Origin of the sequence: Humibacillus xanthopallidus (assembly GCF_006716675.1) — a bacterium.
Taxonomy (GTDB): domain Bacteria; phylum Actinomycetota; class Actinomycetes; order Actinomycetales; family Dermatophilaceae; genus Humibacillus; species Humibacillus xanthopallidus_B.
The window spans coordinates 80,565-95,525 of the sequence record NZ_VFPM01000004.1 but is presented as its reverse complement, the minus strand read 5'-3'; the positions used below and the strand labels follow the sequence as shown (position 1 = coordinate 95,525).

Below are 14,961 nucleotides of genomic sequence, written 5' to 3'. Positions count from 1 at the left end.
GCTTCTGGTGAGCTGCTGGGTGAGGTGGCGGGAGTGCTGCCTCGTGGGCGCCGGGTCAGTCCTTCGTCGAGAAGGCGGCGTCGAAGGCGGCGGCCGACGGCTCGTACGACGAGAGCCGGCGCACGAAGCCGAGCGCCTCGGGCGCTCCGACGAGACGGTCCATTCCGGCGTCCTCCCACTCGACCGAGAGCGGACCGTCGTAGCCGATGGCATTGAGCATGCGGAACGCGTCCTCCCACGGCACGTCGCCGTGTCCGGTCGAGATGAAGTCCCAGCCGCGACGGGGGTCGGCCCAGGGCAGGTGCGACGAGAGCCGGCCGTTGCGGCCGTTGCCGACCCGCTTCTTCGTGTCCTTGCAGTGGACGTGGGCGATCTTGTCCTTGAAGTCCCAGAGGAAGCCGACGGGGTCGATGTCCTGCCAGACCATGTGGCTGGGGTCCCAGTTGAGGCCGAACGCGTCGCGGTGCCCGATGGCCTCGAGGGTGCGCACCGTCGTCCAGTAGTCGTAGGCGATCTCGGACGGGTGCACCTCGTGCGCGAAGCGCACCCCGACCTCGTCGAACACGTCGAGGATGGGGTTCCACCGGTCGGCGAAGTCCTGGTACCCGGCCTCGATGAGGGCGTCGGAGGCCGGCGGGAACATCGCGACGTACTTCCAGATCGACGAGCCGGTGAAGCCCGTGACGGTGGAGACCCCCAGCGCGGCCGCGAGCCGGGCCGTGTTCTTCATCTCCTCGGCGGCGCGCTGGCGCACCCCTTCGGGGTCCCCGTCGCCCCAGACGCGGTCGGACAGGATGTCGCGGTGTCGCGTGTCGATCGGGTCGTCGCAGACGGCCTGCCCCTTGAGGTGGTTCGAGATGGTCCAGACCGAGAGGCCGTTGCGCTCCAGCACGTCCCGCTTGGACTGGACGTAGTCGGCGTCGTCCCAACGCCACGGGTCGAGGTGGTCGCCCCAGCACGCGATCTCGAGTCCGTCGTAGCCCCACTCCCCCGCGAGTCGGGCGACCTCCTCGAAAGGCAGGTCGGCCCACTGTCCGGTGAAGAGGGTGATGGGTCGTGTCATGAGGTGCTCTCTCTTTCTCTCAGTGCAGTCCCGGGGGTGCGGGACGTTGGTAGGTTGCGGCGGACCGGCGCCGGGACGGAGCGCACTGCCCCGGCGCCGGCCCACCGGGACGCGGGTGCCATGGGCACCCGCGCCCCTCCGTCACGGGGAGCTCGGCTCCCGTCCGCCGGTGTGCCGAAAATCCACCGGCGGGCGGGTGGTCCACCGGCGCGAGTCCGGGTCGAGACCGAGCTGCTCGTGACGGAACACTGCCTAGAGACCCGTCCGCATCAGGCCCGCGAGGGCGAGCAGGACGGCTTTGCGCTCCGCCTGCGTCACCGAGGTCTCCACCCGCGACACGAAGGTGTCGATGACCCGACCGGTCGCGACCGTGTTGCCGGCGGCGATCTGCCGCTCGACGTTGTCGAGCCGGTCGGTGAGTCCCTTGGCCTGCGGGGCCGTCAGGTCACCGGCCTCGACGCCGTCCGCGATCACCATCCGGGCGACCGTCCACGGCTGCTCCAGCGTGAACGTCACGGTGGTGGCGTTGCCGACGACGTCCCGGACGACGAGGGTGTTCTCACCCAGCGTGGCGCTGAAGGCACCCGGCGTGACCGAGTTGAGGTCGGACCAGACGTTGTCCGTCAGGTCCATCTCCTTCCCGTTCAGGGTGAGGCGGTCGACCTTGTTGAGGTCGTAGAGCGTGAACGACACCTTCGCGTAGACGCCGTCCGACCCGAGCGTGAACTGCGCGCCGTCCTTGGCCGTCACCGTCGGTCCGACCGAGTCGATCCTGACGCCGACCGTCTTGACCTCGGAGGTGTTGCCGGCCTCGTCGGTGGCACGGAACTGCACGGCATACGTGCCGTCCGTGGTCAGCCCGACGGGACCCGCGTATGCCGCCCACGCGCCGTCACCGATGCGGTACTCGATGGCGGGCGCCTTGGTCACGTCGTCCGTGGCCGCGGCGGTGAGCGTCACCGGCCCGGTGAACCACCCGTTGGCCCCGTCAGGGGATGCAGGGTCGCTGGTCACCGTCACCACGGGCGCCGTCGTGTCCTTGACGGTGCAGTCGGTCGCGGTGTCGTCCGGGGTCAGCGTGAAGTAGTCGAACGTCGCGGTGATCGGCAGGGCGGCGGCCTGGTTGGCCGTGCCCCAGAGACCGATCCGCGGCTCGTTGATCCCCGTGAGGGACCGCGTTCCGCTGATCGTGCTCCACGTGTTGCCGTCGGCGCTGTACTGAGCCGTGACGTCGAGCCCGTTGCTGCTCGACAGGCGCAGCCAGAACGTCTCCGGGAAGGAGGCGCCCAGGGCGGCCGAGTTCGTCTCCGACGCGGAGCCACCCACCTCGGCGAGGAACTGGACGACGCGGCCCGCCTTGTCGGGCGATGCCGTGCGGCCCTGCATGACGAGCTTCAGGTAGTTGTTGTCGTCGCCGTAGATGATCAGGCCCGCCTGCTGGTACTGGCGGACCGCCGGGAACGTCACCTTGGTCGTGGCCTCGAACGCACCACCGGGGAGGTGCTGCAGCACGAGGTTCGGCGTGGCACCGCCCGTGGCTCCGTAGAGGTCGGGGGCCGCGAGCTTGATGACGAGGTGACCGTCGGCGACGGACAGATCGCTGTCGGCCCGCACGGTGCTGTCCCACCGCTTCGTGTCGAGCGCCGTGCCGTCGAAGCCGTCGGACCGTCCGGTGAAGCACGTCGGGAGCGGCGTGTTGACCCGGATCGCCACATACGTGGTCGCCTTCGCGCCCCGGGAGTCGGTCGCGGTGACCGTCGCCCGGTAGCTGCCCGGCTTGGTGTACGTGTGCGTCGCCGCACCGGTCTGGCCGGTGTCGTCAGTCGCTCCGTCACCGAAGTTCCACGCGTAGGTGATCGGGACGTCGCCGTCGGGGTCGGTCGCCGTCGCGGTGAAGGCGACCTCGAGGGGCCCGTCACCGGTCGTCGGCGTCGCCGTCAGGCTGAGCGCGGGCCGCTGGTTCTCGGTGACCCCGCGACCACCGAAGTCGATCCAGTTGATGTTGGACCCACCCGTCAGCTGGACGAAGAAGAGCGGACCCGACACCCTGGCGCTCGCACCGCTCACCGTGCCCGAGAAGTACTGGTAGCTCTGCCAGCCAGCCGTGGGCTCCACCCGGATCTTGGCGACGGCCGGGCCGTCGGGAGCACCGGTGCGGACCTCCCAGTCGGCGCCGCCGGCGTCGGACGCCGCGCGCATCGTGATGGTGTCGATGTTCGTCAGGTTCATGACGTCCCACCGGATCCAGTCACCGGGCTCGATGTACCCGATGTTGCTGCCCCCGCCGAGGTTGTCACCGGCGGCCTCGACGACGACACCGGGGTCGCCGTTCGTGCCGCTGCCGACGCGGCCGGTGGCGTCGAAGAACTCCGCCTCCTTGCGCTTCGTGTGGACGACGACGGTGTCCTGGCCGGTGAGGGCCGAGGCGCCGGTCGCACCCTTGTCGGTGTAGGAGGCCGTGATGGTGCCGAAGATGTCGGCGCCCACGTGGCCCTCGTCACCGGGCAGGGGGAAGGTCCCCGAGCATCCCGAGTACTGCTCGTAGCCGTGGGCGTGCTCGTCGTGGCCGAGGGCAGGCTGGACGACGACCTTGTCGCAGTCGATGACGCCGTCCTCCGGGTCGGTGACCTTCACCTCGTAGGAGATGGTGTCGCCGAACTCGAAGAAGCCACCGTCGACGGGTGCGATGATCTCGACCTTCGGCGCCGTGTTGCCGACGACGATGTCGAGGTTCGACACGGCCGTGCGGCCGTCCGCGTCGGTGACGGTGAGGCGCGCCGTGTAGTCACCGACGGTCGTGTAGGTGTGCGACGTGACCGCGTCGGTCGAGTCGGTCGTGCCGTCACCGTCGAAGTCCCAGGCGAAGGTCACCTCGGTGCCGTCGGGGTCTCGCGACGTGGAGCCGTCGAAGTCGACCTTGAGCGGCGCCGGCCCGGAGAGGGGCGTGGCGGTCGCCCGCGCGATGGGTGCCCGGTTGCCCTGGACGTAGTCGATCCGGTAGATCCCCGAGTCGGCGTTGTTGCCACCGAAGCCGCTGCCCCACTCGATCATGTAGAGCGCGCCGTCCGGACCGAACTGCAGGGCGTGCGGCCGCGTCATCGGCAGGTTCGGCAGGAAGCGGTTCAGGTCGACGACGTCCGTGTGCTGGTCGTTCAGCTGCACGGTGAACAGCCGGCTGTTGTTCCAGTCGGCCCAGATCGCCTTCTCGTCGAAGTAGGCCGGCCACTTGCGGTCCGACTTCAGGTCGGGGTCGTAGGCGTACGTGCCCGAGGTCGTCGGCGCACCACTGCCGCCGACCTCCGGGTTCGCCGTGCTCGACTTGCCCTGCCACAGCTCTGCGCCGATGGCCGGCGGCAGCTGGGTCAGACCCGTGTTGTTCGGCGAGTCGTTGACGGGAGCGGCGCAGGTGTAGGCCGAGCCCGACTGGGTCGTGGCGAAGTCGTAGTCGACGTAGGGGGTGTTGGCCCCGACGCAGTACGGCCAGCCGTAGAAGCCGGGCTTGTCGACGATGTTCCACTCGACCCGACCGTCCGGTCCGCGACTCGGGTTCGAGGACCCGGCGTCCGGGCCGTAGTCGGCCACGAGGACCGCACCGGTCTGCTCGTCCAGCCCGATGCGGAACGGGTTGCGAAAGCCCATGCCGAAGATCTCGGGACGGGTCTTCGCCGTGCCCGGCGCGAAGAGGTTGCCCGCGGGGATGTCGTAGCCGCCAGCGTCCTTCGGGGTGATCTTGAGGATCTTGCCCGAGAGGCTGTTGGTGTTGGCGGACGAGCGCTGGGCGTCCCAGGCGGACCGGCCGGCGCGCTCGTCGAGCGGCGCGTAGCCGTCTGAGGCGAACGGGTTGGTGTTGTCACCCGTCGCGATGTAGAGGTTGCCGTCGTTGTCGAACTCGAGGGCTCCTCCGGCATGGCAGCACTCGTTGCGCTGCACCGGAATCTCGATGATCTCGGTCGCGGACGCCGTGCTGAGGGTGTTGCCGCTCACCGTGTACCTCGTCACCCGGTCGACCGACGCGGCGCCGGCCGGCGAGTGGTAGAGGTAGAGCCAGTTGTTCGAGGTGAAGTCGGGGTCGAGGGCGATCCCGAGCAACCCGAACTCCTGGCCGGTGTAGACCGGGAGGGTCCCGGCGGTGGAGACGTTGCCGTTGGTCTGGATCACCCGGACGTCACCGCCCCGGTCGACGTAGAACACGCGACCGTCCTCGGCGATGTCGAGCTCCATCGGGTTGGCCGTGTTGTCGTCGAGCGTGACCTTCTCGAAGCTGGCCGGGAGCGTTGCCGCGCAGTCGGCCGAGACGACGCCCGCCGCGGTCCGGATGCCGCCGAGCAGGTGGGTGAGGAACTGCGGGTCGGTGAAGCTGGCGTCGGTGTGGCCGAGACCGGTGTACCACGTGCGGCCGCCGTCGTAGTCGCGGCACCAGGAGATCGGGTGCTCGCTGCCCATCGTGCCGCCCGCGTACGAGCTCTCGTCGAGGGAGGCGAGGACGTGCACCTTGCCCATGGGGTTGGTGCGGAAGTTGTAGAGCTCGTCGGTGCGGTTCCACAGGCTGGGGAGCCCGGCCGTCGACGGGTGGGCGTGGTCCTGCACGTTGACGGTGTGGGCGGGGGTGCCGGCGGGGTGGCCCGAGAACCAGGCCCCGACGAGCTCGCCGTACCACGGCCAGTCGTACTCGGTGTCGGATGCGGCGTGGACGCCCGCGTAGCCGCCGCCCGCCTTGATGTAGCGCTCGAAGGCCGCCTGCTGGGTCGTGTCGAGGACGTCGCCGGTCGTGGAAAGCCAAATGACGACGTCGTACTTGGCGAGGTTGGCGTCGGTGAAGGCGCCGGCGTCCTCGGTGGCGTCGACGGTGAAGCCGTGGTCGGCGCCGAGCTTCTGGATCGCCGCGACACCGGCCGGGATCGACCCGTGACGGAACGCGGCCGTCTTGCTGAAGACCAGTGCCGTGAACGGGTCGGTCTCACCGTGGCCGTCGTGGGCCGACGCAGCCCCGGCGGACCACGTGACCGCCATGGGCAGCACAACGAGCATGGCGACGACGACGGCCACCAGTCGCCGTGTGCGTTGCCATGCCCTACTCGTGAGCAATCTCATCCCCTGCTCCTCCTCGAGAAGGTGGTGTGGTTGCGCTCCCTGCGGTCCGGGGCGGGTCCCCGGTCGTTCGGCCCTTGGTCCTGCGGTGGTGCTGTAGTCCTGCGGCCCTGCTCTGGTCCTGCGGCTCTGCTGTGGTGGAGGCGGTGTCGTTCCGCGCCGGGGTCTCGGGCCGGCGCCCCCTCACTGCTCGGTGCACCCGAGCAGGCGATGTGTGGCGCCGGTCAGGACATGACGCCCGACAGATGGCCGGCCTCGGCGCGATACGGCACGAGGCCGGGGTCGTCGAAGACATGACGCGTGGCACGCAGCGCGCCCCCGCGGACGGCTGCGGAGAAGCCCAGTGTCGAGAGCTCGATCCGGCAGCCGCCCGACTTCGGTGCGAAGACCTCCGTGTCGAGGTCGGACCGCAGGCGGGGCGCGAACCACGGCCCGAGGGCGGCGAAGTAGCCGCCGAGCACGACCATGCCGGGGTTGAAGATGTTGACGAGGCTGCCGCAGCCCTGGACGAGGCCGTCACCGATCTGCTCGACGGCGGCGAGCGCGCGCGGGTCGCCCGCCTCCAAGCGGCTCCGCACCACGTCGAGCCGCTGGACGACGTCGATCGACGGGTCGCGCACCGGGTCGTCGGCGGGTGCGAGTGCGCGCAGCAGGGCGCCGAGCCCGACGACGGTCTCGAAGCAGCCGACGCGCCCGCACCGGCAGCGACGCCCCGCGGGGTCGACCTGCATGTGGCCGAGCTCGCCGGCGAACCCACGGCTGCCGCGCAGCAGCCGGCCGCCGGTGACGATGCCGCCGCCGACGCCCGTCGCGCCGGTGATGAGGAGCAGGTCGGGGGGTGAGGTGCGGCCTCGCACGTCGAGCTCGGCGAGGACCGCCGCGTTCGCCTCGTTCTCGATGAGGATGGGGTAGCCGGGCTCGCCGAGGTGCGTGCGCAGCGGCTCGAGGACGGCGGTCTCGTGCCATCCGAGGTTGGGGGCGTCCCACACGAGGCCCGAGGCCGGGTCGGTGATGCCCGGCAGGGCGAGGGTGAGGCCGACGGGCACGGCGCCCTGGGCCGCGAGGGGGTCGATGACCGAGTCGACGAGGCCCGCGAGTCGGCGCAGGACCGCCTCGGCCCGCAGACCTGCCGTGTCGAGGGCCAGCCGCTGCTCGGACACCGGCTCGCCGCGGAGGTTCATCGCGATGACGGAGACGTAGTCGGTGGCGACCTCGGCGCCCAGGGCGATGAAGTTGTGCGCGTCGAGCTCGATCGTCTGCCCCGGCCGGCCGACGCTGCCGCGCTCGATCTCACCCTCACGGACGAGGCCGCGCGCGAGGAGCTCGGCGACGAGGCTCGAGACGGTGGCCTTGTTGAGCCCGGTCTCCGCGGCGATGCGGGCCCGCGAGCGCCCCCCGTGGACGCGCAGGTGGTTGAGCACGACGGAGAGGTTGTGGCGTCGCACGCTCATCTGGTCGGCCGTGCGTGCGCCGAGACGCGCTGCCGTGCCCTCCGAGACCGTCACGGCCGCCCCCTCCGAAGTGACCAGCGTCGTCGCTAGTACGTTGGGACAACAAACTAAAGACGACATGTCACGAACGTCAAGGTTTCCTCCGAATTTCCGGTGGTCCACCTGGACGTCACGGTGGGTCGGGGTCCCGACGCTCACTGGGATCGGCTCGCCGCCACGGCGGCGCCGGCCGCCTCGAGCACCAGGTCGTGGACGTCCGCCGCCGCCACCGTGTCGCGGCGCAGGCCCGCGTCGGAGGTGAGGATGACGGGCCCGTCGGTCGGGTCCTCCGGCAGGCGTCCGTGACTGCCCCGCACCCACCGCGGGTCGAGCGGGACGACACTCATCGCATACCGCAGCCCGAGCTTCTTGCGCACGAGGCTGAGGCCCGCGCGGGCCTTCGCCGAGCGGTCGGCGGGGTCGAAGAAGAGCTCGGCGGGGTCGTAGCCGGGCTTGCGGTGGATCTCGACGCCGCGGGCGAAGTCCGGCGCCCGGTCGTCGTCGAGCCAGTAGTAGTAGGTGAACCACGCGCGGGGTGTCGCCACGAGCACGAGGTCACCGCTGCGCTCGTGGTCGAGGCGGTATGCCGCCTGGCCGGCCCGGTCGAGCACCTGGTCGACCCCTGGGGTGGCCTCGAGCAGGGCGCGCACCTCGTCGAGGCGCTCCAGGTCGCGGACGTAGACGTGCGCGACCTGGTGGTCCGCGACGGCGAAGGCCTCGGAGGCCCACGGGTCGAGGTACTCCATCCCGGCCTGCGTGTGCACCTCGAGCAGGTCGGCGCGGCGCAGCACCCGGTTGACGTCGACGGGTTGGTCGACAGCGGTGATGCCGTACTCGCTGACGACGACGACGCTGACGCCGAGGCGCTCGGCGTCGTCGAGGAGCGGCGTCAGCGCGACGTCGAGCTCGGCAGCAGCGGCCCGGGCCTGCGGCGACTCCGGGCCGAAGCGCTGGAGGTCGTAGTCGAGATGTGGCACGTAGGAGAGCGTGAGGTCGTGCTCGGGCAGGAGGATGCGGGTCGCCTCGATGATCCAGCGCGACGACGCGATCGACGCCGTCGGGCCCCAGTACTGGAAGAGGGGGAATGCCCCCAGGCGCTCAGTCAGCCTGTCGTGCAAGGCAGCCGGGCGGGTGTAGCAGTCCGGCGACTTGCGGCCATCGGCGTGGTAGATCGGTCGCGGGGTGACGATCGAGTCGACGTCCATGCCCATCGCGTACCACCAGCAGACGTTGGCGACCCGGGCTCCGGGGTGCGCGCGACGCAGCGCGTCCCACACCTTCTCGCCCTCGACGAGTGCGTTGTGCTGGCGCCAGAGGAACACCTCGCCGAGGTCGCGGAAGTACCACCCGTTGCCGACGGCGCCGTGCTCGGCGACGGGTCGTCCGGTGAGCATCGTCGACTGGACCGAGCAGGTGACCGCGGGCAGCACCGTCTCGAGGGGCGCCTGCCAGCCCGTCGAGGCGAGCCGGCGCAGGCGAGGCATGTCCTGCAGCGCCCGGGGGGTGAGCCCCACGACGTCGAGGAGCAGCACCGCGGTCGGCTGCGGGGTGGGGAGGGCGTCGGTCGTCATGCGGGCTCCTTGAGTCCGAGGTCGATGAGCGTGTCGCGCAGCCAGGCGAGCTCGCCGGCGATGCTCCGGGCGAGGGCGGCGTCGTCGGTCGGCCGGTGGGCCTCGGGGACCACCGACCACGTGTAGGTCTCGACCTCGAGGTGGTCGGTCAGCGCTCGCTCCCCACCGACGAGGACCGCGAGCGAGGCACGCAGGTCGTCCGTGGTCGCCGCGAGCGGCGCTTCCGGCGCCTGGCCCAGGGGCACGTGGAAGTGGACGCGCCAGGGCTGCTCGACCCCGCCCGGAGCAGGGTCGAGGGGCCGTATGCCGCCGAGGGCGTCGCCGAGGTCGTCGCGGGCTCGCAGGGGGCCACGCTCCCCGCGCTCTCCGAGCTCCCCGAGCTCCCCGCTCTCCCCGGGTCGGGCCGTGTCGCCGGGCGCCCGCACCTGGTGGAGGAAGCGGTCCTCGTCGAAGGCCGCGAGCGCGAGACGTGCCGCCGGGTCAGCCGGGTGCTCGAGGTGCAGACCCGCCGACACCTGCGCCTTGACGACCCGGCGCCCCGCAGCCGCCAGCCGGGGCACGGCGACCTCCGCGTCCTCGAAGCCGACGGCGAGGTGGCAGAGGTCGAGGCAGACGCCGAGCACGTCGGTGTCCCAGCCGCTCATCCGCTCGACGAGGTCGCTCGTCGTCTCGATGACGCAGCCGGGCTCCGGCTCGACGCCGACCCGGATCTCGCGGCCGGTGCGCTCGCGCAGCACGTGCAGGTGGTCGGCGAGCCGGGCGAACTGCTCGGCCGCGAGCGCCTGGCGGTCGCCGAACCACGGATGGCGCCACCCGAGCGGCAGCGTCGAGATGCTGCCCCGTGCTGCGTCGTCGGGCAGCAGACGGGCGAGCACCTCGGTGAGGTCGACGGTGTAGTCGAGCCGTGCCCGCTCGGTCCAGTCCGGGTGGTAGACCCGGTGCTTGACGACCTCGTCCTGGAAGCCGCGGTAGGGGAAGCCGTTGAGGGTGACGACCTCGAGCCCACGCGAGTCGAGCTCGCCGCGCAGGCGGTCGGTGGCGGACGGGTCCCCGGCGAGGGTGCGCGCGACCGGCGCACTCAGCCACAGACCCAGGCCGAGCACGTCGGCGCCGAGGTGCCGGCGCACCGGCAGGGCGAAGCGGTCGAGCTGGCCGATGATCGTGTCGACGTCCTCACCGGGGTGGACGTTGGTGCAGTAGGCGACGTGGATCGTCTGCCCGTCGGAGTGGTGCAGGCGCACGGTCAGTCCCCCGCGCCGCGCAGCACGGAGTTGCCCTGGAACGTCGCGCCTGCACCGACGAGCTCGTCGTCATGGGTCTGCGTACCGTCAGGCTCCGTGTCGGGCAGGTCGAGTCGCCCACTCTGCGAGTAGAACTCGACGGGGTTGCGCCACAGCACCCGGTCGACGTCGTCGTCGGTGTAGCCGGCCGCGAGCATCGCCTCGGCGACCCGCACCGTCTTCAGCGGGTCGCTGTTGCCCCAGTCGGCTGCGGAGTTGACGATCATCCGGTCGAGCCCGTAGCGGCGCAGGATCTCGACCATCCGGTGCTCGTCCATCTTCGTGTCCGGATAGACGGAGAAGCCCATCCAGCAGCCGGACTCGGCCACGACGCCGACGGTCATCTCGTTGAGGTGGTCGACGATGACGGCACCTGGGTCAAGCGTGGACTCGCGCACGACGTCGAGCGTGCGGCGTGTGCCGGTCAGCTTGTCGCGGTGCGGGGTGTGCACGAGCGCGGGCAGCTCGTGCTCGGCGGCGAGGGCGAGCTGCGCGGCGAAGACGTCGTCCTCCTCCGGTGTCATCGAGTCGTAGCCGAGCTCGCCCACCGCCACGACGCGGTCCTTGACGAGGTAGCGCGGCAGCACGTCGAGCACCTCGCGGCAGCGGGCGTCGTTGGCCTCCTTGGGATTCAGCCCGATCGTCGCGAAGTGCGCGATGCCGTACTGCGACGCACGGAAGGGCTCCCACCCGAGGATCGAGTCGAAGTAGTCGGTGAACGAGCCGACGCTCGTGCGCGGCTGGCCGAGCCAGAAGGACGGCTCGACGACCGCGCGCACACCGGCCGCGTGCATGCGCACGTAGTCGTCGGTCGTCCGCGAGGTCATGTGGATGTGGGGGTCGAAGATGCGCACGTGAGGCTCCTTCAGTCTGCCCGGATGGGGCTGGGGTCGGGGGTGTCGACGAGAGCGAGGAAGGTGAGGGCGTCCGCGGGCACGACGCGACCCGCAGCCTGACGTTCGTCGGCGAAGTCGCGCACCATGCGGGCCAGCTCCGCGTCGGAGCGCGCCGCCAGGCCGGCGACCTGCTCGACAGGGATGCCCATGAAGATCACCTTGAGCACCGCCTGACGCCAGGCGTCGTCGTCGAGGTACGTGGCGGCATACGGCCCGAGCGCAGCAGCAACGAGGCGAGTGTCGTTGGTGCGCAACGCATCTCGCACGATCGGCAACGCCGCGTCACCGATGGCGTTGCTGCGCTCGGGTGCGTCGAGCGCGGGGAGCGCAAGCAGCACCGCCCGCCGCTCGGCGGGGTCGCCGTGCTCATAGAGGCGACGCACCACGTCGACGACGTATGCCGCCTGCCCGGGCACCGCGAGCAGCAGCGCCTCGCGGGCCGCGTCCCCGTCACCCCCCTCGCGGCCCGCGACTCGCGCGGCGGCCGGGAAGTGCCGCTCGATCGTGGCGGGGTCGCTCGCGACCTGCGCGAGCGCGTCTGCTGTCGTGGCGGTCGTCATGCGGCTCATCGGGCCACCTCCTGCGGTCGTCGGTGCGGACGGTCCACCTGCGCCCGCCGCTCGGCGTCGCGCAGGAAGTCGAGGCTCGCCGCAGCGAGAGCAGGCGCGGCGTGCGGGTGACGGGGCAGCTCGACGGCGACCAGGCCCCTGAAGTCGATCGCCGAGAGCGCGGCGAGGACGGGCGGGAAGTCGACCTCGCCCTCCCCGAAGGGCAGGTGCTCGTGGACCCCGCGACGCATGTCGTCGATCTGCACGTTGGCGACGAGGTCGGCCGCACCGAGCACGCATGCGGCGGGGTCGGCGTCCTCCGTGCAGCGCAGGTGCCCGACGTCGATGGTGAGGCGCAACCGGTCGGGTGACCCGAGCCGGCGCCTCAGCTCGAGGACGTCGGCGATGCGCTCGACGAACATGCCGGGCTCGGGCTCGAGGGCGAGGTCGACGCCGCGCGACTCGGCGACGGGGAGCAGCGACTCGACACCCTCCTCCACCCGCGCCCAGCACTCCCCCGGGCCGGCGCCAGCGGGAGCGATGCCGCTCCAGAAGGAGACGGCCGAGGAGCCCAGATCTGCGGCAACTCGAATCGCCCTGTGCAAGAGGTCGATCCGTCGTTCGCGGCCGTCATCCGAGACGAGGGTCGGCTCGTGCTTTCGCCGTGGGTCGAGCACGTAGCGGGCACCCGTCTCGACCACGACACCGAGCTCGTGACGGGCGAGGAGGGCGGCGACAGCAGCAGTGCGGGCCGCGAGATCCGGAGCGAAGGGGTCGAGGTGGGCGTGGTCGAGGGTCAGGGCCACCCCGTCGTAGCCCAGGTCGGCGAGGACCGCGAGGGCGTCGGACAGGCGGTGGTCGGTGAAGCCGTTGAGGCCGTACCCGAAGCGGAGGCTCATGTGGCCGACACCCGCTTCATCGCGAAGGCGCCCACCGGGGCCGACGCGGCGACGCAGAGCGCCGTGCCGGGGTTGCCGGCGGCCGCGATGGCAGCCGACTGGAGCGGCACGAGCCCGCGGATGCCGACGCCCGTCGCCCGTCGTGCGGTCGCCGCGTCCGGAGTGCGCACGGCGGCCACCTGCGCGCGTAGGACGCCCACGGCATACCACCCCGTCAGGGCGAGCGAGAGGGCTCGTGAGACGAAACCCGTTGTGCCGGAGGAGGGTGCGGTCAGTGCTCGCACCGCCGAGCCGACCGCGACGACGCTCGTCGTCGCGACACAGCCCTGCGCGACCGCGACGGAGCCGCCACGCACCTCTCCCCTGCTGAGCGCGGTGACACCGGCCGTGTGGAGCGCCACGAGAGCGGCTGGGGCAGCGGCGCTCCGAAGCGTCGGCCAGCCGCCTGCACTGGCGCCGAGAAGCACGTCGAGACCTCGCGTCGAGGCCATCGTGGCGACGCTGAGCGGCCCCTCCTTCGGGGCGAGGTCGTAGGCCCAGACTGCGGCCGCGAGCGCAGCTGCCACGGCAAGGGTGCGACGCCCGCCCGCCAGTCCGGCGATGCCGAGGCCTGCTGCGGTGAGGCCGCCGGCCAGGGCGAGCGCCGTTCGGGGAGCTACCCGCCCGGAGGGGATCGGCCGCTCGGCACGCTCGACCGCGTCGACCTCACGGTCGGCCCAGTCGTTGAGCGCCATCCCCGCCCAGTAGAGGCAGGTGGAGGCCAGGGGCAGCGCCCCCGAGCGCAGGCCATCGGGCCAGCCGGCCCCCGCCGGCCAGCCCGAGCTCGACGCACCGGCGAGGGAGTCACCCGGCACGCTCAGTGCCGCGGGCGCCCGCACCAGCTCGGCGAGGTCACGCAGTCGGGTCACGACGCCGTCGCCCACTCCGTCAGCGCGCGGTGCTGCTCGAAGAGACGGTGCTCGTCGGAGCCGACCGGGTCCTTGAAGAAGAAGCCGAGGGCGGGCAGCGGACCCACCTCGTCGCGGCGCAGCGCGAGGTCGGCGAGCCGGGCGAGGTCGATGACGAGGGGTGCCGCGAGGCTGGAGTCACAGCCCTGCCACGTGAACTGCATCGACATCCGCGTGCCGAGGAAGCCGGAGAAGGTCAGGTGGTCCCACGCCGTCTTCCAGTCACCGAGGTCGGCGATGTTGTCGATGTGCACGGGGCCGTCGACGGGGTGGCCGAGCATGGCCTCGAGACCCCGCGCCTTGCTGCGGGCCTTGCTCTCCATCGCCTGGGGGTCGGCGAGGGTGGCGCCGTCGCCGCCGCCGAGGAGGTTGGTGCCGGCCCACGAGCGGACGCGGAGCGAGCGGGCGGCGAACATCGGGGCGAGCACCGACTTGACGAGGGTCTCACCGGTCTTGCCGTCACTGCCTCCCCACGGCACACCGTGCCGCTCGGCGAGCTCGCCGAGTGCCGGCAGCCGGGCGCCGGTCGAGGGGGTGAAGTCGATGAAGGCGGCGCCGGCGGTGAAGGCTGCCGCGGCATAGACGGCGCTCGGCGGCAACGGCGACTCGCCGGCTGCCCAGGCGCGCTCGAGCGCATCGAGGCTCTCGTGGCCGGGCCGCTCCTCGACGACGGCCTCGGTCGAGGAGACGTTGATGACGACGACCCGGGCGAGCGACTCGGCGTCGCGGAAGGCGCGGATGTCGGCGGCGAGCCGCTCGACGGCGGCGGCCTGGTCCTCGTGACCGGGTCGGTAGCCGCCACGCAGGCGGTGGTCGGTGCGCTCGAGCTCGTCGTGCACGAGGTGGAGGGCGGTGTGCGGGATGACGCCGGCGTCGGCGAGCTGTGCCGCGCGCTTGAGGAGCGGCACGTCGACGACGTCGTGGCCGCCGAGGACGAGGCGGTCGAGGGCGACGAGCCCGGCGGCTGCGAGGTCGGGCTGCTCGGTGACGAGGCCGTCGGTCCCGTGGCCGCGGGCGGTGATGAGGGCGAGTCCGGTCGCCACGGTGGTGGCCACGGAGCCGCGGGCTCCGACCAGCCAGAGACCTGTTCGTGCGTCGCTCATGTCTCGTTCTCCTCATCGGGGTCGGGGGCGTGCTGGGAGGTCGTGCGGCGGGGTGGTTCGGGTGGATCGGGTGGTT

Annotated in this window: 10 protein-coding genes; all 10 read right to left on the bottom strand. The window is 71.7% G+C overall.

The window, feature by feature from the left end; genetic code table 11:
* Window positions 1-55: 55 nt before the first annotated feature.
* The gene (locus FBY41_RS20005) at window positions 56-1,063 is read right to left on the bottom strand and encodes a sugar phosphate isomerase/epimerase family protein (RefSeq protein ID WP_141846486.1); all 1,008 of its coding nucleotides are present in this window, start codon (window positions 1,061-1,063) and stop codon (window positions 56-58) included.
* Between the two features lie 252 nt (window positions 1,064-1,315).
* The gene (locus FBY41_RS20000; RefSeq protein WP_141846484.1) at window positions 1,316-6,154 is read right to left on the bottom strand and encodes a ThuA domain-containing protein; all 4,839 of its coding nucleotides are present in this window, start codon (window positions 6,152-6,154) and stop codon (window positions 1,316-1,318) included.
* A gap of 221 nt (window positions 6,155-6,375) precedes the next feature.
* On the bottom strand, window positions 6,376-7,656 hold the full coding sequence (locus FBY41_RS19995; protein WP_221629368.1) for an ROK family transcriptional regulator: 1,281 nt from the start codon (window positions 7,654-7,656) through the stop codon (window positions 6,376-6,378).
* 140 nt (window positions 7,657-7,796) lie between these two features.
* Window positions 7,797-9,212 (bottom strand): alkaline phosphatase family protein, encoded by a 1,416-nt coding sequence (locus tag FBY41_RS19990; protein WP_141846479.1) that lies wholly within the window; start codon window positions 9,210-9,212, stop codon window positions 7,797-7,799.
* Window positions 9,209-10,453: a metabolite traffic protein EboE gene (gene eboE / locus FBY41_RS19985; protein WP_141846478.1), complete on the bottom strand. Its 1,245-nt coding sequence runs from the start codon at window positions 10,451-10,453 to the stop codon at window positions 9,209-9,211. Before eboE ends, FBY41_RS19990 begins: the two co-directional genes overlap by 4 nt.
* Before the next feature lie 2 nt (window positions 10,454-10,455).
* On the bottom strand, window positions 10,456-11,346 hold the full coding sequence (locus tag FBY41_RS19980; protein ID WP_141846476.1) for a TatD family hydrolase: 891 nt from the start codon (window positions 11,344-11,346) through the stop codon (window positions 10,456-10,458).
* An 11-nt stretch (window positions 11,347-11,357) separates the two neighbouring features.
* Window positions 11,358-11,957: an EboA domain-containing protein gene (locus FBY41_RS19975; RefSeq protein ID WP_260439937.1), complete on the bottom strand. Its 600-nt coding sequence runs from the start codon at window positions 11,955-11,957 to the stop codon at window positions 11,358-11,360.
* Window positions 11,954-12,835, bottom strand: a complete 882-nt coding sequence (locus FBY41_RS19970) for a sugar phosphate isomerase/epimerase family protein (RefSeq protein ID WP_141846474.1) — start codon at window positions 12,833-12,835, stop codon at window positions 11,954-11,956. Before FBY41_RS19970 ends, FBY41_RS19975 begins: the two co-directional genes overlap by 4 nt.
* The gene (locus FBY41_RS19965; RefSeq protein WP_141846473.1) at window positions 12,832-13,743 is read right to left on the bottom strand and encodes an SCO3242 family prenyltransferase; all 912 of its coding nucleotides are present in this window, start codon (window positions 13,741-13,743) and stop codon (window positions 12,832-12,834) included. Before FBY41_RS19965 ends, FBY41_RS19970 begins: the two co-directional genes overlap by 4 nt.
* The gene (locus tag FBY41_RS19960) at window positions 13,740-14,885 is read right to left on the bottom strand and encodes an inositol-3-phosphate synthase (RefSeq protein ID WP_141846471.1); all 1,146 of its coding nucleotides are present in this window, start codon (window positions 14,883-14,885) and stop codon (window positions 13,740-13,742) included. Before FBY41_RS19960 ends, FBY41_RS19965 begins: the two co-directional genes overlap by 4 nt.
* Window positions 14,886-14,961: the final 76 nt, after the last annotated feature.